The sequence below is a fragment of the Parashewanella spongiae genome (assembly GCF_004358345.1).
Classification (GTDB): domain Bacteria; phylum Pseudomonadota; class Gammaproteobacteria; order Enterobacterales; family Shewanellaceae; genus Parashewanella; species Parashewanella spongiae.
Genome location: NZ_CP037952.1, coordinates 4193573 through 4214736, shown reverse-complemented (window position 1 = coordinate 4214736; position 21164 = coordinate 4193573). Strand labels below are relative to the sequence as shown.

Below are 21164 nucleotides of genomic sequence, written 5' to 3'. Positions count from 1 at the left end.
CAATTTACGCTGTCTTAGATGCTTTTTAGCGTTCACTGTTCTGTGTTGTGACCAGCTCACTTAGATGGCTAGGTATCACTGCTCACGCCTTAAACAGATAAATGCTCAAACAGTTACTCATATACTCAGCGTTCAACTGATGTTTTTAGGTTTAATCCTGAAAGATCAACAGACCCTAATACAATTCACTTAAATAACGGATAAGATCCGTACTTGTTACCATTCCGATGATGTTTTTCTCATCTGAAACAACAGGAAGCGAGTGGAAGTTTCCATCTGAAAGCAGACGTGCCGCAGTGCGGATATTATCTTTATCGTTAATAGTGACAAGATCTCTCGACATTACATCCGAAATGCTAAATTGCTGATCGATGATCGCATCAGCTGTATATTCATTGCTTTGATCCGCAACTAAATTTAACTTCATCATATCGGTAAAGCTGATCAACCCTACTAATGTTTTGCCTTGTACGACGGGAACATGATGAATATTTGAATTACACATTATATGACGAACTTCGCTGAGAGGCTGTCCTTCTTGGACATAATGTAGCTCTGAAGACATAATTTTTGAAATTGGATTATTTTTGCGCATAGCTATCTACCTTGGTTGCTGATTGAAAATCCTTTACTTACTTCCATGTTGGTATAATTCATTGTCAGCTAAGTAAATTTTTAATAAGTTGATCGAGATCTATCTTTTTGCGGATTGAACACATTCAGTTTGTTCTGTAGATTAAATTTATATAAAGCACATACAAGGATAGCTAAATGACAATACTAAATGGAACCTTCCAAGTGACTTCATGGGATGAAAAAACACTTTCTTCTAGCGATGATGGATCTAAGCTTGCTCAAGCAACAGTTACCCAAACATATCAAGGAGAAATAGAGGGAGACAGTGAAGTGCATTACTTTTTGTCATACTTCCCCTCAGGGAGTGCTGAATTTGTAGGTTATGAAACGATAACTCCAAGTGACAACAAGTTAGCTCCAATTTTGTTACGCCATACGGGAGAGTTCATCAACGGCGTGGCCTCAAGTCAGTTTGAGTTACTGTCTTCTGAAAACGAACAAGCTATGGCTGGTATAGGTCGATTCAAGTCAGGTGATTCAGGATGTGCTGAATACCACATAGAACTTAAATAATTTGGCGTTTTCTCTTTACTCTTTTTATGTCGTGCCGATACATGGAAGTGATATACAGTTGTGAGTGATTAAAGATGAATATTAATGGTGCATCAGTTCAACCTAATGTTAGTAATGAGACTGCAAATACCAAGGTATTGAAAATGGCTAATGATCAGCAAGAGATGGAAGGTCAAATGGCCATGCAATTAATTGAGGCGGCATCTTTAGATAGGTTGCAGCCAGTAGGCAACGCTGGACATAATATAAATATAAAAGTTTGATCCTTTCATCGTCACCTATTAAGCAGGGTAAACGCATGAATGTTTTTTGAACAAAAACATTAAGGTCTGTTGATCTTTCGTGATTGTTTTTGCAGCGATAAATTGGTTATTTTATGCAAGGCAGAGTTTGTGAGGTTTGGTTATTATCGACATACAAAACTGTCGTTACTTCGTTTCCAAATAAGAAAATGATAACGCAGCACCTTTTATTTAGAAAGAGCGACCAATTTACGCTCTCTCTTTTTTCGATGCTTTTGAGCATTCACTGTTCTGTGTTGTGACCAGCTCACTTAGATGGCTAAGCATCACTGCTCACGCCTTGAACAGATAAATGTCCAAATAGCACAAAATTTAATCCTGAAAGATCAACAGACCCTAGGTTTTACAACCCGTCATTCTTGTGAGAAAGGGAATCCAGTGACTTTGGGTATTCGAATATAAGGCACTAGATTCCAACTTTCGTGGGAATGACGAAATTACCACATGGAGTTGTGCATATATCACTCACTCGTGCGGTTGTCCTGACCTATTAAGCCATTGATATTGGCTTAATGGGCACAAGTATTTAAAACTCTTATCAATATATTTTAGTTAGAGCCCTTCCTTGACAAGAAGAAAAAATTACTTGGCTGCTGTGGGTTATCTAAGTCTACAGTTAAGTCGATATAATATTTTTTCATCAGTACTCGTTTAGTAAAGTGAAAAACATTAGAAGTGATCGTTTCACTTTCTAATGTAAAAGTAAATTTAGGAAGGCCAGTTAAACTGGTTGTCAAACTTTGTCCACTAAAACTACATACCACATCATCACTACTTTTAGAGTTACCTGAAGTATCAGTGACAGTGCCAGAACAATGGTAATAATTATTATCAATATTCTGACCATGATATATCGCGGCGGATGCAAAATTAGAAGTGAGTAGAACTGCGAATACTGCGCTACAGGCCATTGCTTTCATGTTTGTTACCTCATTACTTACAAAATCCATTTTAGATTATCGATACTTCATTCACGCATTAAAAAGAAGTATGGATAAATACCATAATATTTAGCAGATTCTATAGCCGATTTTTAAATATCAATAAGAGGGTTTGTTATAAGGGGGGGATTATAGAAAAAGACCCTGAGGGAGGGACAGGGTCTTTTGTACGCTGAAAACAGCTACATCAAGGTAAACGATTAATTATGTAAGCTTGGTTTAGAATTTCATTCTAAAGCCAGCATACCAGCGACGACCGATAGGATCATAAATGCCAGCTGCAGTTTCAGTACCAGTGCTATTTCCTGTGACTCCGGTTAAAATTGGTGCAGGATCTTTATCAAATGCGTTATTAACACCAGCGAATAACTCTAAGTTTTCTGTTGGGTTATAGCTAACATTTACATCGTGATAAATGTAGCTGCCAACACCTGCTGATTCTGGAGCTGCTTCAAAGGTGTTGAATAAGAATTGATCATCAAGATATGACTCACCAATGTAAGTCATGTTCCATGTGATTGCGTAGTCTTCATACCCATAAGAAGAAGTTAAGAAAAACTTATCCTTAGCGGCGCCAATTTCACCATTTGACGGATCAACTGGAGAGCCAGGAAGTGGAGTAACGTCATTTCGAATAACATGCGTATATGATAAACGAGAACTTAAATCACCGACTAAATTATAGTCTTCTAATTCTTTAGAGTAAGAAATCACGATGTCATAACCTGATGTTTCAAGACCGCCACTGTTGGTTACGGCACTATCAACGAACTCTAGAGAACCAATACTATTTGTCGCTGAACTGACATTTCTGCGAGTGATGAAGTCACAGAATGTAGTATCGCCACCATAACACTGATCAAGAATAAAGTTACGAGGTGTGCTAACGATTGCGTCTTCAATTTCGATATCAAAATAATCAAAGTTAAAGTCGAAGTTTTCTAGTACAGGGATACCTTCAGGTGAATAAGTGATGCCTGCGACAAGTGATGTACCTACTTCTTCTTTAAGTTCAGGGTTACCACGGTTAAAGCCACTTACACCTTGAATATCTGATTGGTTTAAGGTGAAAGTTCCACCGTTTGCTTGAATATTCGACAGTACCGAAGCATCGGCACGACAAGCATCGTCTAGAGCGCCTGTGGAAGTTAATGTTACATCAACACATGGATCGGTAACCGATGGGAACGTTTGGCTTGGTGGCGAGAAAAGTTCACCAATGTTTGGTGCACGAGTCGACTGAGCTCTAACTACGCGTAGTTTTACTTCATCAATTGGTGCCCAATTTAAACCAACGTCCCAACTTGTTGTATTGCCAACGGTTGAATAATCAGAAAAGCGTACGGCTGCTTTTAAATCTAAACGCTGAACCAAGGGAAGATCAGCAAGCAACGGTACTTGAACTTCACCGAAGTATTCGATGACATCAAATTTACCTTCAGTACGTGGAATGGCATTACCAGCGTTTAACCCTGCTTGTTGTAATGCATCAAATTCATCTCGTGAGAACTCTTCTCGGTAATCAACACCAAATGCAGTACCAACAGTACCTGCAGGTAAATCGAATAGCTCACCGGAGAAGGTAACACCTGCTGTTTTTTGTGAAACAAATGTCGAAAGTAAACCAGATGCATTTACGTATGCAGCAGCTTCCGGTGTAATCGAACCTTCACCAAATGGACTCAATGGAACACAACCTTGAGCTCGTGCAATCTCATCACGACATTCAGCTAAACCAGTTTCAGGGTTGATTACTGATTCAAACGCACTGCGGAAGTTAAGTACGTTTATTTGGCCACTTGAAACTTGGCTTTCTTTAGTTTGGCCATAGCTGTAAAAAGCATTTAATGACCAAGTGTCACTCAATTCACCCTCAACAGATGCTGTGATTTGAAATGAATCACGATCAGCGATGTTTCCACGCGGACCAATATCAGCAAGGCGGCGAGCAAATGAAATGTCTTTTAGGCCATCTCCGTTAGTATCGGTTGCAGCATCAAAGATAGCATCAGGTACAAATGCATTACGGAGAATGATTTTTTCAATTTCACCAGCGTCATTCTCTATGAAATTAGCGTACTCAATAGCTGCCTGCCCATCAACGGGATAAATATCATCAGTTGAAAATGGAAACGGCTCAAGCTCTGTTTGAGTTTGAGATGAGGCATAATTTCCGTTTAAAGATGCAACCCATCCTTCAGTGAACTCATAATTAGCTGAACCTGCTAAAAGGTAGCGTTCTGTTGGAATCGCTATAGTACGAAATGCATTGCGGTTAAAGCCATTGGCTTCTTGAGTATCACTTCCGTTTGTGGAGAAGGAATTAATCAAATTGCCCGCTGAGTCATAAGTGAAACGTGTATCACCAGCATCGAACCTACCTTGCGGCGGAAAAGAAGAAAAGAATGGGCGACTAGGTGTGAATACATCATTGATGTCTCCAGTTAATCGACCTAAAGATATTTGGTCAACAGCTGAGCGTTCTCTATCGCGAGAAAAAACAGCACCTTGGTCAGTATAGGAACCGTGGAACATGACATTACCTTTACCATCCGCAGATGTTGAACCAAAGGTAACTTGTAATTGAGATTCTTCTCCATCACCTTCAGAGCTTTGCCCAAACTGACCTTCCAGCTCCAAACCTTCGAAATCTTTTTTCAAAATAATATTTACAACACCAGCTAAAGCGTCAGAACCATAGACCGCTGATGCACCACCGCTGATAACTTCAACTCGCTCGATGAACTGTGCAGGAATTGTGTTTAAATCAACAGCAGATGATCCAGGAATACCTGAAACAACTCTTTTACCATTAACTAAAACAAGTGTTCTTGAAGAACCTAGATTTCTTAAATCTACCGTAGCTACACCGGCGCTAGAAGTCGAAAAGTTCGAGTTGGTACGGCTGATACCAGGAGAGCCAAATGCAGGGTTTTTAAGAAGTAATTCTTGAATGTTCGCGACACTTGACGTATCGATTTCCGCTCCGCTAATAGTTTGTACAGGAGTGAATTCTTGAAGATCTGTTGACCGAATTCGAGACCCAGTAACCTGAATACGCTCAACATTATCAGCTCCTTCATTAGTAACTTCAGCCGCGTTCGCCATTGGTGACAATAATGTAACTGCTGTGCCCATATAACAGGCAAATTTTATTGATTGAGTTATTTTTGAACGAGTAAACTTTTTCATATACACCCTTCACTCTCTATTGGTTAATTATTTTTTAAATAAGCCAAATTAATTTTTATGGCCTATTCATTTGTTATTTTGGTGACTTCAAAGTTAATAACCTGTAGTACAATTGTTTAATTTCAATTTTTTATTTAATTATTGAAAATAACATTAAAAAATCATAATGGAGTGATGGGAGTTATTTTAACTTGTTGTTTTATTGTGGGTAAATTTCATCGGTATTATTAAAAAAGTTTTTATTGTAAGAATTAAAATAAAAGTGTCGTGATAAAATCGTTATAAATTACTACTTCTTTTAAAATGTTTTTTTGATGTGGATATGATAAATGTTGTTGGTAATCTAATTTGTTATTTTTTAGGCGAGTTAATTTTTTAGTAAAATACTTGTTAATATAATATTGGTTTTATTTGAGTGAAAAAGCCGCATCGCCCAATATTTAGGCGATGCGGCTTTTTTTAGATATGTAAATTTATTTAAGCGGCGTCAACCAAAGGCTCTTCTAAACGAATCATGTAATCAAAAGCACCTAATGAAGCGTTAGCACCGCTTCCCATGGCAATAATGATTTGTTTATAGGCGCTGTCAGTAACATCTCCTGCGGCGAATACACCGGGAATACTTGTTTGACCTTTATTATCAACAACAATTTCACCGCGGCTATTCATTAAAATACCGTCTTTAATCCATTCGGTATTTGGGACTAAGCCTATTTGAACAAAAATGCCCGCAAGCTCAATATGATGGGTTTCGCCCGTCGCTCGATTTGTATAATTTAGTCCTTGAACACGAGCACCGTCACCAACGACTTCAGTTGTTTGAGCTTGAGTGATAATATCGATGTTCCCCATGGAGTTAGCTTTAGTTTGTAAAACTTCATCAGCTCTTAATTTGCTATCAAATTCAAGAACAGTAACGTGCTCAACGATTCCAGCAAGATCAATCGCAGCTTCAATACCTGAGTTTCCACCACCAATCACGGCAACGCGCTTTCCTTTGAATAATGGACCATCACAATGGGGGCAATAAGCAACGCCTTTTCCACGGTATTCTTGTTCACCAGGAACATTCATTTCTCTCCAACGGGCACCTGTCGCAATAAGTACAGTTTTACTGCTAAGTTGAGCGCCTGACTCAAGTTCAAGTTGAAAGTTGCGACCGTTAATTAATCGGCTCGCACGTTGACCGTCCATGATATCGACGTCGTAATCTTTTACGTGCTCTTCGAGATTGGCGACCAGCTTTGGGCCTTCTGTTGCTTTTACTGATATAAAATTTTCGATCCCAACGGTTTCACTGACTTGCCCACCAAATTTATCGGCAACAATACCCGTTCTTAATCCTTTTCGTGCTGCATATATTGCTGCACTTGCACCAGCAGGGCCACCGCCAACAACGAGTACGTCAAACTCTTCTTTGGCTGAAATTTTATCGGCTTGCTTTTTCACTGAATCCGTATCAATACGTGCAAGGATATCCTTTAAACTTATTCTACCTTGGCTAAACACTTCACCATTGAGGTAAACAGAAGGTACGGCCATAATATTACGAGCATTCACTTCATCTTGGTACAAAGCGCCATCGATCATTACATTGGTAATGTTAGGATTAATCGCCGCCATTATATTAATGGCCTGCACCACATCTGGGCAGTTTTGACAGCTGAGAGAAATGAAGGTTTCAAATTTAAAACTTCCCTCTAATGTTCGAATTTGATCGATAACATCCGCATCTAATTTAATAGGGTGGCCGCCAGAATGAAGAAGTGCTAGCACTAAAGAAGTAAATTCATGTCCCATTGGAATACCAGCAAAGCTGATTTGGCTGTTATTTTCAGGATTAACGATAGTCAGCAGCTGACGGCGATCATTTTCAACTCGATGAAGAGTAATTTTATTCGATAATATCGTTATCTCATTGGCAAGGTTAGCCAGTTCTATTCCTTTACTTGAGTCATCAGCACTAAGGTGCAGCTCAATAGGACGTGTTAGGTTTGCCAGATAAGCTTCGAGTTGTTTTTTTAAATTAATATCTAACATGATGACTCCCAAAAATAAAAAGAATGCAAGATGAAAAAAATCTGGCCTACACCTAAAGAGCAGGCCAGTAAAGGTGATGATTTATTTAATCGATTTAAATCTTGCCAACTAAATCTAAAGAAGGCGCTAATGTAGCTTCACCTGGTGTCCATGCTGCTGGACAAACTTCACCGTCATGGGTTGCAACATATTGTGCCGCTTGAATCTTACGGAGCAACTCTGACGCACTGCGGCCAATACCTAAGTCATGCACCTCTGCAATTTTGATTTCGCCTTCAGGGTTACTTACAAAAGTACCGCGAAGTGCAACGCCGTCTTCTTCAACTAATACACCGAAGTTGCGGCTAATTACGCCAGTTGGGTCGCCAATCATTGGAAATTGGATTTGGTTAATGGTGTCAGACGTGTCGTGCCATGCTTTATGAGTGAAGTGCTTATCCGTTGATACGGAGTACACTTCAACACCCATTTCTTGCAACTTTGCATAATGCTCTGCCATGTCGCCAAGTTCTGTTGGGCATACAAAAGTAAAGTCAGCAGGGTAGAAAAAAACAACAGCCCATTTGTTTAATAAATCTTGCTCTGTAACTTCAACAAATTCACCTTTATGAAAAGCCGTTGCTTTGAATGGTTTGATTTTTGTGTTGATGATTGACTGTGTCATGTTTCACTCCAAGTGTATTGGTAATTAATATTGTCTTGACTCATTAACGAGTCTGTCTGTGTTGGAATGAATATTATGTGAGTTAGTTAATCTTGTATAGCTGATAAAATCTATTGCTGTAATCTGTTTTGTAGATTAAATAAATTAAGAAGGTATTTTTAATCTCTTCGGGGTTTAATTCCTCGTCCATTGGGGCGAACTAACTTTGTTTTTTGTGGTGTACTTGTCGTTATACCAATTACAGTAATTAAATGCTCAACTCAGAGCTATGTATGTGCTCAAAGTGCAATCGAAATTGATGAAGGCATAGTTGTTACCGACACACAAAACTGTCGTTATTACATTGCTACGTCAAGACAATTTTGAGAAGTATTCTTTATAAACCAAAGTGAGCACATACAAGCTCCGAAGGGCAAGACTAAAGGGTTCCATTACTGCGTTACAAGCACTTGAATTATCCTGACAAAAGCACGAAGTGCATTGAATGCCAGTTGTGTATGGCGGCGGCCGTAGGGAATATAGCACTTCGAGCTTGTCTTGCACTGAACCCTTTAGCTCTTGCTGAGTGAGAGATTAATTACTTTATTGGTATAACATATCAAGTTGTCGCAAACAAAGTATCAGTGCATCAAAGACTCTACAACTGTCGTTTAATGGGCATCTACTTGATACATTTGATCAATAGACTGAATAGTTACTATTATTTATTGCTTGATCTCGATGTGGTCACAGTTGGTCACAATAAAAATGTGACATTAGTTGCAGTTGGATAATTGCAAGGGGCAAAAAAGTAAGTAAAAATAATAAATGCTATAAAAAGCAAAAGCCTAGCATTGCTGCTAGGCTTTCTAAATTTTGGCAGGGGTGGAGAGATTCGAACTCACAACATCCGGTTTTGGAGACCGGCGCTCTACCAATTGGAGCTACACCCCTGTCGATGTGGGGCATTATGCTAAAAGCCCCGTGAAAGGTAAAGGACTTTTTATAGCTTTGGGTATTAAGTGGAGTTTTTTCAAACAGCTCAGTGATAAACGCCTATGATATGACAACCTTATTGGGTACACTTTCAAAATATTCAATTATTTGAGGTAGATCATGTTTGTTATTCGTTGGGTGCTAGGTCGTATTATTTTGCTGTTAAATTTTATATTTGCTCCGAAAAAAGCCCAGCACTCTGCTGAACTCCAAGCAAAGCTGGATGATTTAACCAAGTTGTTACAACTCTATCAATTTGCGGCTTGCCCGTTTTGTGTCAAAGTGCGCAGGGAAATACGTCGTCAAGGACTCAATATTAAACTTGTAGACGCCAAGTTAGCCGATAATCGCCAAGTACTTGAAACTCAAGGTGGTAAAGTAAAAGTACCTTGTCTTCGAATTGAAGAAGGGAAGAAGGTTACTTGGTTGTATGAATCTGATGAAATTAATAGATATTTTAATGATTTAGTGTTGTCAGCAAAGTAATTTATTTTTTATGGGTGTTCAAGAGATTGAACGCCTTTTTTAGATCAAAGGGATGTTTATGTCACTTCATATCAGAACAGGCTTTAATATTAATGGTTGTTTTCAAGCTATAGCAATAGTCGTGTTGCTCTCTAGTTGTTCGTCAAAACCTGTTCTTAATGATGCTGATTATGTTGGCCAAGTTAAAGATAGCTTTACTACGGAAATGAAGAGTAACGGTTTAAAATTGTTCACTTATACTATCACTAAAATAGGGGCAACTCGTCTGAACAACGAACCATTACCTCATGAAAAACGCATTTCACAAAAATCTAAAAGTCGATCAGAATTAAAGCGTGAGTACTTAGCTAAAAAGCAAAAAAATGATCAATGGGAACTTGCCGCTGAACATGGATTGCGAGAAACACTGAAACAGAATCAGTATTGTCGAGACGGGTATATAGAGTTAAGACGTACTATTTTAAACAGAAAAATTGAAATAGATGGTGAATGTAAAGAAGGAGGATAAATTTAAGAAATAAGATGTAAATAAAAAGGCGCATAAAGCGCCTTTGAAGAGAGAGCTGCTAGAAATCAGCTATTTTCTTTTTAAAGTAATCAGTAAGTTTGCTAAACCAGCTACCTTCATTAACTTCTTGCAAAGTGACGAGTGGAAATTGGGCGATATCTTTACCATCAAGTTGAAAATAAATGCGTCCTACAGTTTCACCTTTAGCAATCGGTGCCGCAATTTCTTTTGTTAATTCAAAATGAGCTTGAAGCTCTTTTTCTGCGCCACGACGAACCGTGATTGGCGTATCGGTATTGACACCTAAATCGATAGTCTCTTTATCGCCAAACCAAATATTCTGAGTAACAAAGCTGTCACCAGCTTTGTATGGCACTAATGTTTTGAAAAAGCGAAAGCCGTAATTTAATAGCTTTTTGCTTTCAGCTTTGCGAGCTGCAGTACTTTTTGCGCCCATAACCACTGAAACTAAGCGCATATTATTTTTGGTAGCCGAAGCGACTAAATTATAACCTGCACCTGATGTGTGGCCAGTTTTAATGCCATCAACATTCATACTGTTGTCCCATAACAAGCTGTTACGGTTATATTGCTTAATGTTGTTATACGTAAACGATTTTTGTTTATAAATGGCGTACTCTTCGGGTACATCACGGATGAGCGCCGCACCCAATAATGCCATATCATATGCAGTCGTTTTGTGCTCAGAAGAATCAAGACCATGAGAGTTTTCAAAATGACTGTCAGTCATATTAAGCTGTTTTGCCCATGAGTTCATTAAGTCAACAAAACCATCTTCAGTGCCAGCAATATGTTCAGCCATTGCCACACAAGCATCGTTACCTGATTGGATAATAATGCCGCGATTGAGATCTGAAACAGTGACTTTTTTACCGGCTTCAATGAACATTTTTGACGAATCAGGGAAGTTTTTCGACCAAGCATTAGTGGAGATGGTGACTTCATCCTCCTCTTTAATATTGCCAGACTTCAATTCATGACCAATTACATAACTGGTCATCATTTTTGTTAAACTCGCAGGGTTGAGTAGATTATAAGCGCTTTCTTCGGCAATGATTTGGCCTGTATTGTAATCCATCAAAACATAGGCTTGCGCAGCAACTCTAGGTGCTTCAGGAATAACAACCGGTACAGCAAAAGAAGAAAAAGAAACGAAAGAAAGCAATAATGCTTTACCAGGGGTTTTCAATAAACTCATCATTAATTAGGCACGTTTTGGTTGATGTTAGACATATTGGACGACAGTATAGCATTAGCTGTTTGACTTTTGATATTACATAAAGTTCATTGAAATGTAATTATTTTTCAATCTGTAAGTAAATAACTTTGTGGGTAGCCTTGTTGTCTTATTGTTTGTAAAAGTTTTTCGGCCAATAATGGATGTAGCATTGGGCCGAGTTGCAATTTATGCAGTCCTTTCACGCTTTTTACTCTAGCAGATAAGTTGTATTTTGACTCAAGCTCTTTACCAATCAATAGCAAACGTTTTTTATCTTTAGATGCAACAATTTGTATGTAATGTTTTTGCGTGGATGCTGACAAAAACGAGCTTTCTGTCGGGGCTTCAATGTGAATAGCTTCTAATTTAACGTTGGATACACCTTGCTTAAGCATATCTAGCTTATAAGCGGCCGCATAGGAAAGGTCGATAATTCGCTCTGCATGAAACGGTCCTCGATCATTAATTCTGACAATGACTTGCTTGTTGTTATCAAGGTTGGTAACACGCACAAAACTTGGAAGCGGTAAAGATTTATGCGCACCAGACATGGAAAACATGTCATACACTTCACCATTAGACGTCAGGTAGCCATGAAATTTTGAACCATAATAAGAAGCTTTTCCTACCTCCGCATAATCTTTCGCAGTGGGTAAAACTTGATAATTTTTGTTGAACACTTCATAAGGTTTATTTCCTTGGCGGGAATGAGGTTCATAACGTGGTTGTGCATCTTCGATTTTAGACAAATCTGGAGGATTAATTGGTGCAGAATCATTTTTTAAATGATAGCGTTGGCTACTTGACGAACCGCAGCCTATTAATGACATTACCACGAAAGTAATAATGGAAAATAAAATAAAGTTATTGTTTCTCATGAGCCTGCTTTTCGTATGATTGTTTAAGTTGTTGGCTAAATTGATAGACGGCCATTGCATACAAAGGGCTATGATTATAACGAGTAATGACATAGAAATTTTTCAAACCGAGCCAATACTCTTTATCGCTTTCTTGTTGTAATTCAATCAGTATTGCTGGTTGAGCAATATCAATATCAATACTGTGTTTAAGGTGTAATTGAGGTGTGAGAATATCGGCGGCTTTTAGTTTTAATCTTTTCCCACTCCAGGGTGCTGTTTCAGGAGCTGAATCACTTTCATTGACGAGTTCTATGGTCGTTGGCATACCTTTTTGCCAGCCATGTTTGTGTAAATAGTTCGCTACACTGCCAATAGCATCTGCTGGACTTCCGATTAAGTCACGGCTGCCGTTCCCGTCAAAATCAACTGCATAATAGCGATAGCTTGAAGGAATAAACTGTCCGTAGCCCATTGCGCCAGCGTATGAACCTTTTAGGTTGTTAATATCCAAATGTTCTTCTTTGGTTAGTTTTAATAAATCACCTAATTGCCCACGAAAAAATTTAGCGCGAGGAGGGTAGTAAAAACCGAGCGTATATAACGCATCAAGTACTGAATGTTTACCTAAGTACTTACCGTAATAGGTTTCGACGCCAATGATTGCGACAATGATTTGTGGATCTACTTGAAACTTTTTAGCGGCGCGAGCGATGACATCTTTATTTTTTTTCCAAAATGATAATCCTGCCTCAAGCCGATTGTCCGTTAAAAATATGGGATAATATTGATACCAAGGTTTGGCTTCCCAGGGACGAGAAATAGAATCGATAATAGTTTGTTGAAAGTGAGCTTTATCAAGAATAGAAGTGACTTCCTGCTTAGTCATTCCGTTGCGGACTTGCTGCGCAATAAATTCAGATTTCAGAACTTCTGGAGCACTCGTTTCGTCGGCATAACTGGGTAGAACAGCACAAATTACTAGACTGATAACCGCTGATGATATTAAGCGCATAATAGTTTCCATTCCTTATTTATCAACAAAACGACGATGAGTATTAATGCTCATTAAAATACCAAACCCAACCATTAACGTTAGCATAGATGTGCCACCATAGCTGATTAATGGTAGCGGAACACCGACTACAGGTAATATGCCAGAAACCATTCCAATATTGACAAAAATATAAACGAAAAATGTCAATGTGATACTGCCCGCGAGCAACCGAGAAAAGCTGGTTTGTGCATTTGATGCAATAGCGAGCCCACGACCAATTATGTATAAATACATCAACAGTAAAAAGAGACTACCAACTAAACCAAACTCTTCGCCAATAACAGCGAAGATAAAATCAGTGTGCCTCTCTGGCAAAAACTCGAGCTGGGATTGTGTGCCGTGCAGCCAACCTTTACCCCAGAGCCCACCAGAACCAATTGCAATTTTCGATTGAATAATGTGATAACCAGCACCAAGAGGATCGCTCTCTGGGTTAAATAATGTCAATACTCGTGTACGTTGATAATCATGCATTAAGAAATACCAAAGCACAGGTAAAAAGGCTAAACCCGAACAAATAATACTGAGTACAATTCGCCAACTCATTCCTGATAAAAACAAAACAAATATGCCAGATGAAGCGACCAGAATAGAAGTTCCAAGATCGGGCTGTTTAGCGATTAATAATGTAGGAATTAGTAGCAGTATCGCAGCACCTGCTAGATAACGCTTTTTGGGTGGAAGTGGGAATTTACTGATATACCAAGCCATAGTAATCGGAAAAGCGAGCTTCATTAGTTCGGAAGGTTGAAATTCAATAAAACCTACATTTAACCAACGCTGTGCGCCTTTATTCACTTCTCCAAAAAACATCACACCTATGAGCAACGCCACGCCAGTCAAATAGATAGGCAGTGCCCAGCGCCTTAAAACTTCAGGGTTGATTTGAGCAACGATAAACATCACGAATAGGGACAAAACTATACGGATTGCTTGCCTTTCTATCATGGCAAAATTATTACCACTGGCTGAATAAATAATAAACGACCCAAAACTCATCAGAGCAAGAATCCCAATGAGAAGAAGTAGGTCGATATGCATTCTTCGCCAAATATTTTGTCTGTAGTGCTCAGAGTTCATGGTTGAGCCTCCAGATTAGGTCTCAATAGGTATTCATCAAGTAATGATTTGGCAACAGGTCCAGCATTTTCACCACCCCAACCTGCATTTTCAATCACTATGGCAAGCACAATTGTGGGTGCTTCATAAGGGGCATAGGCAACAATTAACGCATTATCACGGTATTTTTCGCTGATATTTTTGGCGTCGTATTTTTCGTCTTGAGCAATGCTCACAACTTGTGCGGTACCTGTTTTCATTGCTACCTTATAAGGGGAGTTTTTGAAACGAATTTTATTTGCGGTACGGAACATCGAATCATTAACAATCTCCCAATTGTGCTGATTTTTTAAAACTATTGGAGGTAACTCATCAATTGGTGAGTCAATTTTTGTTGTTTCATCCTTAATAGATTTCAGCAAGTGAGGGACAAATCTATTTCCACGATTGGCGATGATACTGGTGGCTTTTGCGAGCTGAATTGGTGTGGCCGTCCAATATCCTTGACCAATACCGATATTAACCGTGTCGCCTCTCCACCAAGATTGATTGTATTTTAGTCGCTTCCAATCTTTCGATGGCAAATTACCTGAAACCTCTTCAAAAATATCTATCCCTGAATTCTCTCCAAAACCGAATGGCTCCATGAACGTCGAAATTTTTGTTATTCCAAGTTTGTAGGCCAATTCGTAAAAATACGTATCGCAGGAGTGGATAATGGCATCATGAACATCTACCCAACCATGTCCCCATCGGTACCAGTCTCGATATTTATGATCAACGTTTGGTATTTGCCAAAAACCAGGATCCCAAATGCGGGTTCTTTCTTCCACAACATTTCCTTCCAATCCAGCTAAAGCCATTAATGGTTTTATCGTTGATGCTGGCGCATATTGACCTTGAGTTGCACGATTTATTAATGGGCGAGACGTGTTGTTGAGCAATGCGCTGTATGACTTCCCTGAAATACCGTGAACAAATTGGTTTGGATCATAACTTGGGCTAGAGACGAGGGCTAAAATGCCACCGTCTCTCGGATCTATGGCGACCACTGAGCCTCGACGCCCAGCTAATAATTCTATGGCTTTCTTTTGTAACTCAAGATCAAGAGTTAAGTATATATCTTGTCCCGGTTCTGGAGGTGTACTAGCCAAAGTTCGAATGGTTCTTCCGCGGTTATTTACTTCTTCCTCTAAATGCCCCGGTATACCATGCAGTAGACTTTCGTAATACTTCTCGATACCTTGTTTACCAATATCACGAGTTGCCGCGTAGTTGATCCATTGCTCATTCTGCTCTAATTGTGCTTGATCTTTTTGGTTGATCTTTCCGACATAACCGAGCACATGAGTGAGCGCATCACTATGTGGATAATAACGTTTGAGACCTGCTTCGATAAAAATACCGGGAAACCTGTGTTGGTTTACAGTGAATTCCGCTACTTGTTCAGGTGTGAGTCGGCTTTTAAGAGCAAGTTGTTTGAAACGACGATGATATTTTAATGACTCTTTAAATAGTTCGATTTCTTCATCAGAAAGATCAATAACTGTTTTTAATTTTAATAAAGAATCGTCTAGATTTTTGGTTTTTTCAGGTAATACCTGCAACGAATAAAATGGTCTATTTTCTGCGAGCAATTGACCGTGGCGATCGTAAATCAACCCGCGGCTGGGTGCTACAGGTACAACACGAATACGGTTTTCATTAGAACGAGTTGAATAATCGCTAAAACGTTTTATTTGCAAATGGTATAGATTAGCAAGTAAAACACTGATAAGAGCTATTACGCAAACAAAAGTAAATAAAGCACGGCGTTTAAACAGTGAAGATTCTGCAGCGTGATCATGTATGGTCATTCGCTTTTGTGGCGGCACAGTCTCTCCAAAATCAGCAACAAATTAAAATTATTTACCCTTACTCTCGATGGTAAGGGTGATTGTTATTCACACTCCAAGCTCGGTATAAACTTTCAGCAACAACAATTCTTACTAAAGGGTGAGGCAAGGTTAGAGCAGATAAACACCAACTCTGGCTCGCGGCTAGTTTACAAGCAGGTGAAAGACCTTCTGGGCCACCAATGAGTAAACTGACATCACGCCCATCAAGTTGCCATTTATTCATGGCAGATGCAAGATCCGGTGTTGTATAATTTTTTCCGGGCAAATCTAAAGATACAATATGGTTGCTCTTCGGAATAGCTGAAAGCATTAATTCGCCTTCTTTTTGAAGAATTCTAGCAATATCAGCGTTCTTTCCACGCTTTCCTGCAGGAATTTCAACAAGCTCTAGCGCCATATCTCTAGGAAAACGCCGCTGATATTCCTGAAAACCGCTGGTTACCCAAGCTGGCATTTTAGTGCCAACCGCAACAAGTTGAAGTTTCATTACTCGGGAGTATCTGACCAAAGTTTTTCTAGTTGGTAAAATTCACGAGTTTGTTCTTGCATGACATGCAAAATAACAGAACCGAGATCAACCAATACCCATTCGCTACCATCTCTTCCTTCAACACCAAGTGGAGGTACGCCAGCATTTTTAGTTTCAAGAGCGATATATTCAGCAATTGCTTTAACGTGGGTTTTTGATGTTCCTGAGCAAATCACCATAAAATCGGTAATTGTAGATTTCTCTTTTACGTCAAATGTAATGATATTTTTTGCTTTTAAATCGTCAATTTTGTCAACGATAAATTCTTTTAATTCTGTACCTTGCACACCCATACCTCAAATACGGATAAAAAATAGCTGCGAAGTATATACTGATGCGCCTATAAAATATAGTTTTCAGCTAATGAAAATGCCGTCTGTTAAGGGATGTGAAAGGTGGAAGTAACACCTTTGTACGATTATTTTGTGCATAATTTCATCACGTTACTTTTTAACCATTTAATTAATTATGCTTCACTAATCTTGCAGACGAGGTTGGACAACCATACCCTGCGTACATCTCTATATTTCCTGTAATTGGTATAAATAGAAATAGCGTATTTTATTGTTTTAAGGGTAACGGTAATGACACCAGAATTTTCAAACACATTAAGCTCTACTCTATATTATTCAGGTGCTCTGACGGAAGCTAACGAAGTCAATGTTGTTGCCAATCCAAAGACTTTGGATTCAAAAGCTAAACTAGTTTCAAAACTCGAAGATTTATATGTTGCTATTGAAAATAACTTATCAGTTGAGTCACGAGTGCGGGTTAATCCCCGTCTAGAGCAATTTAAAAGCAATATTCAAAGGTTTGATGATTTTAAGATAGATCAAGTGTACAAAGAGCAGTTTGGGAGCGTTGAAGATCATATTGATGAACTGTGCATAAAACTGAATGGTCCGTCAACTATGGAATCTAAAGAAGCGGCAGTCATACAGTTACAATGTGAGCAGGAAGCATCAACAGGGAAAGTAATGCATTTAAATACCCATCGAGCACTAATTACCTTGAACGCAGGAATAGAGAATATTACTGTCGAATTTGAGCAAGCATTGGTTGAAACTGTTTTTTCTTGTGTCAGAAGCTACTTAACACATAATAGAATAAAACCAAATTTAGCCAATATTTCAGCTTGTGTAGCTTTTGTCTCGAACGAAATGGGGTTGGGTTTAAAGTACGTAAATCGAATCGCAGCCACATGCACAACAGTTTCAGAAACACAGTTATCAAGAGTTCGTGAGATTGCAAGAACTTGTATTTCTCCCTCAATGTTAATGCAGTTACTTATTGTTAAATACAAAATAGATGCCAATGTAGTGAAGAAGTGTTTTTTGTTAACGTCACAAAAAATAAGTGCAGGACAAACGCTTACATCTTCGCTCTTCCCGAATGTAATATTAAGCAGAGAAAGTACAGGGCTTTATCGTTTAACAGAAGTGGCCTCAAAGAAGAGTTTTGCTCCAGATATCTGTATTTTAAACGGTTATGAATATGATTTATTGGATGGAAGTCGACCCGTCAATTGGGCGTTAATGACTCAAGTGATTGCAGCCGAAGATGATAAAGAGTCTTTGTTTGAGTTTGCAAAAAAGTTAATTCAGTTCAAAGCAAAGAGTTGTGAAGATTTTGTTCGCTACCAAATGGCTGTCAATACCTTAACTATGCAGTTGATTAAATTAAATTTTGAAAAAGAATTTGTTGGTCACTTAATGACCAAGGTAGGCACTGAAGTTCAAAATAGATCTAATGACGAACTAGCGGCTGATTTATTTGATGGGATTGGTCATAACGGCCATATTGCTTTGGCAAGGACTTGCAGTACGTCACCCAATGTCGTTAATTGTAGATTAGCTAACGGAACCTATTTAATTCAACATGCTGTGTCAAAGAATGATTTACTCAGTTTGGTGCTTTTACTAAACCAAGAAAATGTTGATACAAATAAAGTTACTCCAAAAGGTAATACAGCGTTACATTTTGCGATTCAAAGTAATAACTATGATGAGGCTAAGCTGATATTGTTTTACTGTAACGGTGTTGATTTATCGATAAAAAATATAGATGGGCGTAATGCGCTTCATGAGGCTGCCTTAACAGGCAACGTGAGGATATTTAAGTTACTGATAAAAGTTTTAGTAGCGCAAAAACTGAAAGGAAAGATTTTTGTTACCGATGAGGACGTAACGCTAGCAAGTACCATGCTATATGGAGAAGTCCAAAATGTGTACGGTTCTCTTGAAGCTTCAAAAGCTATTTTTGATGCAGCAATTCAAAGTGAGAACAAAGAATTAGTTAGATATTTAGAAACACTGAATGAAACAATTGACTTTGACCCCAAGCCTATTAATAAAGTAAGCGCCGTTGCGACAACTCCAAGCATTAAATCGAAAATTAGAACACAAAAAGAGTTGAATACTGAAAGCCAGCTAGAAGGTGAAACTGTGTCACTAACTCCTATGGCTGCAGTCGATGTAGCAGCCCCTAATAAATCGAAAATTACAACACAAAGTGAGTTGAGTATTACAAGTCAGCCAGAAGGTGAAACTGTGCCACTACCACCTGTGGTTGCAGTCGATATAGCAACTCCTAATAAATCGAAAATTCGAATTCAAAGCACAAGCCAGCCAGAAGTTAAAACTGCGCCGCTACTGCCTATGGTTGCAGTCGATGTACCAGCCCCTCAGGTTGCAATAGAAGTAGTAAAGCCCTGCAAAACACTCAAAGAGTTAATAGACGAGTTAAATACGGCTGTTATCGATAGTGATACATCAGCTGTTGTTCGGCTTTGTGAAATTGGTGATTTTGATATTTTTGAGTCTTCTACAAGTATTAAGTTAGATCCATTTAAAGTATATGGCGGACAAAATTATTCAGCATTTCAATTAGCATGTAAAGAAGGTAAAAAAGACATCATGGAGCTGATGTTGTCAGAGCCAAGTAAATTTAAACATAGTGACTTATCCAACGATAATAAAACGGTATTTGAACTAGCATTAGAAAACCGTCATAGCAATTGTGCATTATTATTATTGCAAACAGCGCCATGGGACGAACATAATACAACCCCGCTCCATTTAGCTGTTAAACATAATAGTGTAAGTATCGTTGAAAATCTTAAGAATATAATTTGGGTTGGAGAAGAGTCGGAAGAAGACGAAGAAGACTTTGTTATTACTGAGGAACAGAAAGAAACCAGCCGTAAATTCATTAATCTAGCTTCTTATATCAATGCCCCTGACGGTTCTGGTGAATTCCCGATTTTCTTGGCAATGAGACTAAACAGAAAAGCGATAGTATCTAAATTAGGAAAGAGTGGGTGTCAAGATCTGTTGCTCAAAAACTCGAGTGGAAAAACAGTTAGGGAGGTTGCAAAATCAGGAGGTTTTGCTTCAGGTATGTTTAATCTGACCTTTAAATAAAAACATTGTACTCATAATTCTTAAAATCATAAATTGTCTTCTTATATTGCAATCAATCATTAGGGCAACCACACGAGTGAGTGATATATGCACAACTCGATGCGGTGATTTCGTTATTCCCACGAAAGTGGAAATCTAGTGCCTTATACCAATTACAGTAATTAGGGTCTGTTGATCTTTCAGGATTGAATTTTGTGCTATTTGAGCATTTATCTGTTCAAGGCGTGAGCAGTGATGCTTAGCCATTTAAGTGAGCTGGTCACAACACAGAACCGTGAATGCTCAAAAGCATCGAAGACAGCGTAAATTGGTCATTTCTGATGCGTTATCGTTTTCTTATTTGGAAACGAAGTAACGACAGTTTTGTATGTCGGTAATAACTATGTTTTCACCAATTTCGTTTGTACTTTAAGTACCTGTCGATAAGTTCTTTGATAATTATTGTGTTCAGGTTTAGTGCTATACCAGACGCAATATAGGGCGAATAGCCGTAGCTATGTAACCGAAGTTGCAACACCGTAGAGTGCTGAAACTGGGCACTAGAAAATCTTAAGAAACTTATGGTCAGGTACTTATACGCACACATAGCTCTGAGTTGAGCATTTAATTACTGTAATTGGTATTATCCTAAATATATCAGTTGAACGCACAATTTAACTTTAATCTATTGAAGTTAAATTGTGCGTTCAACCGATTTAGTTAGGTTTATAATGAGGTGGATTTTATGCCGCTCAGAACAACATGAAAGAATATTAATTACTTTGTAAATGCTTTCAAAGTCTTTTGTTGTCTGTATGTATAATGAATTTCGGTATTTATCAACCCTCAACGAGTTGTTATTTTAA

At 38.5% G+C, this 21164-nt stretch carries 17 protein-coding genes and 1 tRNA gene; 5 read left to right on the top strand and 13 right to left on the bottom strand.

Annotated features, from left to right (window positions below):
* Positions 1 to 175: 175 nt before the first annotated feature.
* A complete protein-coding gene (locus E2I05_RS16690; RefSeq protein WP_121853463.1) occupies positions 176 to 595 on the bottom strand; it encodes a CBS domain-containing protein in 420 nt (139 codons plus the stop codon).
* Positions 596 to 771: 176 nt separating this feature from the next.
* Between E2I05_RS16690 and E2I05_RS16685 the strand changes: the two genes are divergently transcribed.
* Together E2I05_RS16685 and E2I05_RS16680 are read left to right on the top strand one after the other, a co-directional pair.
* Entirely contained in the window at positions 772 to 1149 is a 378-nt protein-coding gene (locus E2I05_RS16685; RefSeq protein WP_121853462.1) for a DUF3224 domain-containing protein, read from the top strand.
* A gap of 74 nt (positions 1150 to 1223) precedes the next feature.
* Positions 1224 to 1412, top strand: a complete 189-nt coding sequence (locus E2I05_RS16680) for a cytoplasmic protein (RefSeq protein WP_121853461.1) — start codon at positions 1224 to 1226, stop codon at positions 1410 to 1412.
* Between the two features lie 587 nt (positions 1413 to 1999).
* Here the strand turns inward: E2I05_RS16680 and E2I05_RS16675 are convergent.
* The 5 genes from E2I05_RS16675 to E2I05_RS16655 all read right to left on the bottom strand — a co-directional run bounded on the left by E2I05_RS16675 (position 2000) and on the right by E2I05_RS16655 (position 9221).
* Entirely contained in the window at positions 2000 to 2371 is a 372-nt protein-coding gene (locus E2I05_RS16675) for a hypothetical protein (RefSeq protein ID WP_121853460.1), read from the bottom strand.
* A gap of 240 nt (positions 2372 to 2611) precedes the next feature.
* The gene (locus tag E2I05_RS16670) at positions 2612 to 5584 is read right to left on the bottom strand and encodes a TonB-dependent receptor domain-containing protein (protein WP_121853459.1); all 2973 of its coding nucleotides are present in this window, start codon (positions 5582 to 5584) and stop codon (positions 2612 to 2614) included.
* Positions 5585 to 6061: 477 nt separating this feature from the next.
* Positions 6062 to 7624: an alkyl hydroperoxide reductase subunit F gene (gene ahpF, locus E2I05_RS16665; protein ID WP_121853458.1), complete on the bottom strand. Its 1563-nt coding sequence runs from the start codon at positions 7622 to 7624 to the stop codon at positions 6062 to 6064.
* Positions 7625 to 7718: 94 nt separating this feature from the next.
* Positions 7719 to 8288, bottom strand: coding sequence for an alkyl hydroperoxide reductase subunit C (gene ahpC / locus E2I05_RS16660; protein WP_121853457.1), 570 nt, complete (start codon positions 8286 to 8288; stop codon positions 7719 to 7721).
* A gap of 856 nt (positions 8289 to 9144) precedes the next feature.
* Positions 9145 to 9221 (bottom strand) — tRNA-Trp (locus tag E2I05_RS16655).
* A gap of 162 nt (positions 9222 to 9383) precedes the next feature.
* Between E2I05_RS16655 and E2I05_RS16650 the strand changes: the two genes are divergently transcribed.
* Together E2I05_RS16650 and E2I05_RS16645 are read left to right on the top strand one after the other, a co-directional pair.
* Positions 9384 to 9749, top strand: coding sequence for a glutathione S-transferase N-terminal domain-containing protein (locus E2I05_RS16650; protein WP_121853456.1), 366 nt, complete (start codon positions 9384 to 9386; stop codon positions 9747 to 9749).
* Positions 9750 to 9807: 58 nt separating this feature from the next.
* A complete protein-coding gene (locus E2I05_RS16645; protein ID WP_121853455.1) occupies positions 9808 to 10257 on the top strand; it encodes a hypothetical protein in 450 nt (149 codons plus the stop codon).
* 58 nt (positions 10258 to 10315) lie between these two features.
* Here the strand turns inward: E2I05_RS16645 and E2I05_RS16640 are convergent, their stop codons facing one another.
* From E2I05_RS16640 to rsfS, 7 genes are all read right to left on the bottom strand, one after another.
* Entirely contained in the window at positions 10316 to 11476 is a 1161-nt protein-coding gene (locus E2I05_RS16640; protein WP_165905478.1) for a serine hydrolase, read from the bottom strand.
* A 107-nt stretch (positions 11477 to 11583) separates the two neighbouring features.
* A complete protein-coding gene (locus tag E2I05_RS16635) occupies positions 11584 to 12375 on the bottom strand; it encodes a septal ring lytic transglycosylase RlpA family protein (protein WP_179952728.1) in 792 nt (263 codons plus the stop codon).
* Positions 12362 to 13369, bottom strand: coding sequence for a lytic murein transglycosylase B (gene mltB, locus E2I05_RS16630; protein ID WP_121853453.1), 1008 nt, complete (start codon positions 13367 to 13369; stop codon positions 12362 to 12364). The genes E2I05_RS16635 and mltB overlap by 14 nt, the downstream gene beginning before the upstream one ends.
* Before the next feature lie 15 nt (positions 13370 to 13384).
* Positions 13385 to 14491, bottom strand: a complete 1107-nt coding sequence (gene rodA, locus E2I05_RS16625) for a rod shape-determining protein RodA (protein ID WP_121853452.1) — start codon at positions 14489 to 14491, stop codon at positions 13385 to 13387.
* A complete protein-coding gene (mrdA, locus tag E2I05_RS16620; protein ID WP_121853451.1) occupies positions 14488 to 16344 on the bottom strand; it encodes a penicillin-binding protein 2 in 1857 nt (618 codons plus the stop codon). Before mrdA ends, rodA begins: the two co-directional genes overlap by 4 nt.
* Before the next feature lie 40 nt (positions 16345 to 16384).
* Positions 16385 to 16855 carry a 23S rRNA (pseudouridine(1915)-N(3))-methyltransferase RlmH gene (gene rlmH, locus E2I05_RS16615; protein WP_121853450.1) on the bottom strand — a complete coding sequence of 157 codons (471 nt, stop codon included), beginning with the start codon at positions 16853 to 16855 and terminating at the stop codon, positions 16385 to 16387.
* Complete coding sequence (rsfS, locus tag E2I05_RS16610) at positions 16855 to 17184, bottom strand: ribosome silencing factor (RefSeq protein WP_121853465.1); 330 nt, start codon at positions 17182 to 17184, stop codon at positions 16855 to 16857. Before rsfS ends, rlmH begins: the two co-directional genes overlap by 1 nt.
* A gap of 297 nt (positions 17185 to 17481) precedes the next feature.
* On the opposite strand from rsfS, the gene E2I05_RS16605 reads away from it, so the two are divergent.
* A complete protein-coding gene (locus E2I05_RS16605; protein WP_121853449.1) occupies positions 17482 to 20319 on the top strand; it encodes an ankyrin repeat domain-containing protein in 2838 nt (945 codons plus the stop codon).
* Positions 20320 to 21164 lie beyond the last annotated feature (845 nt).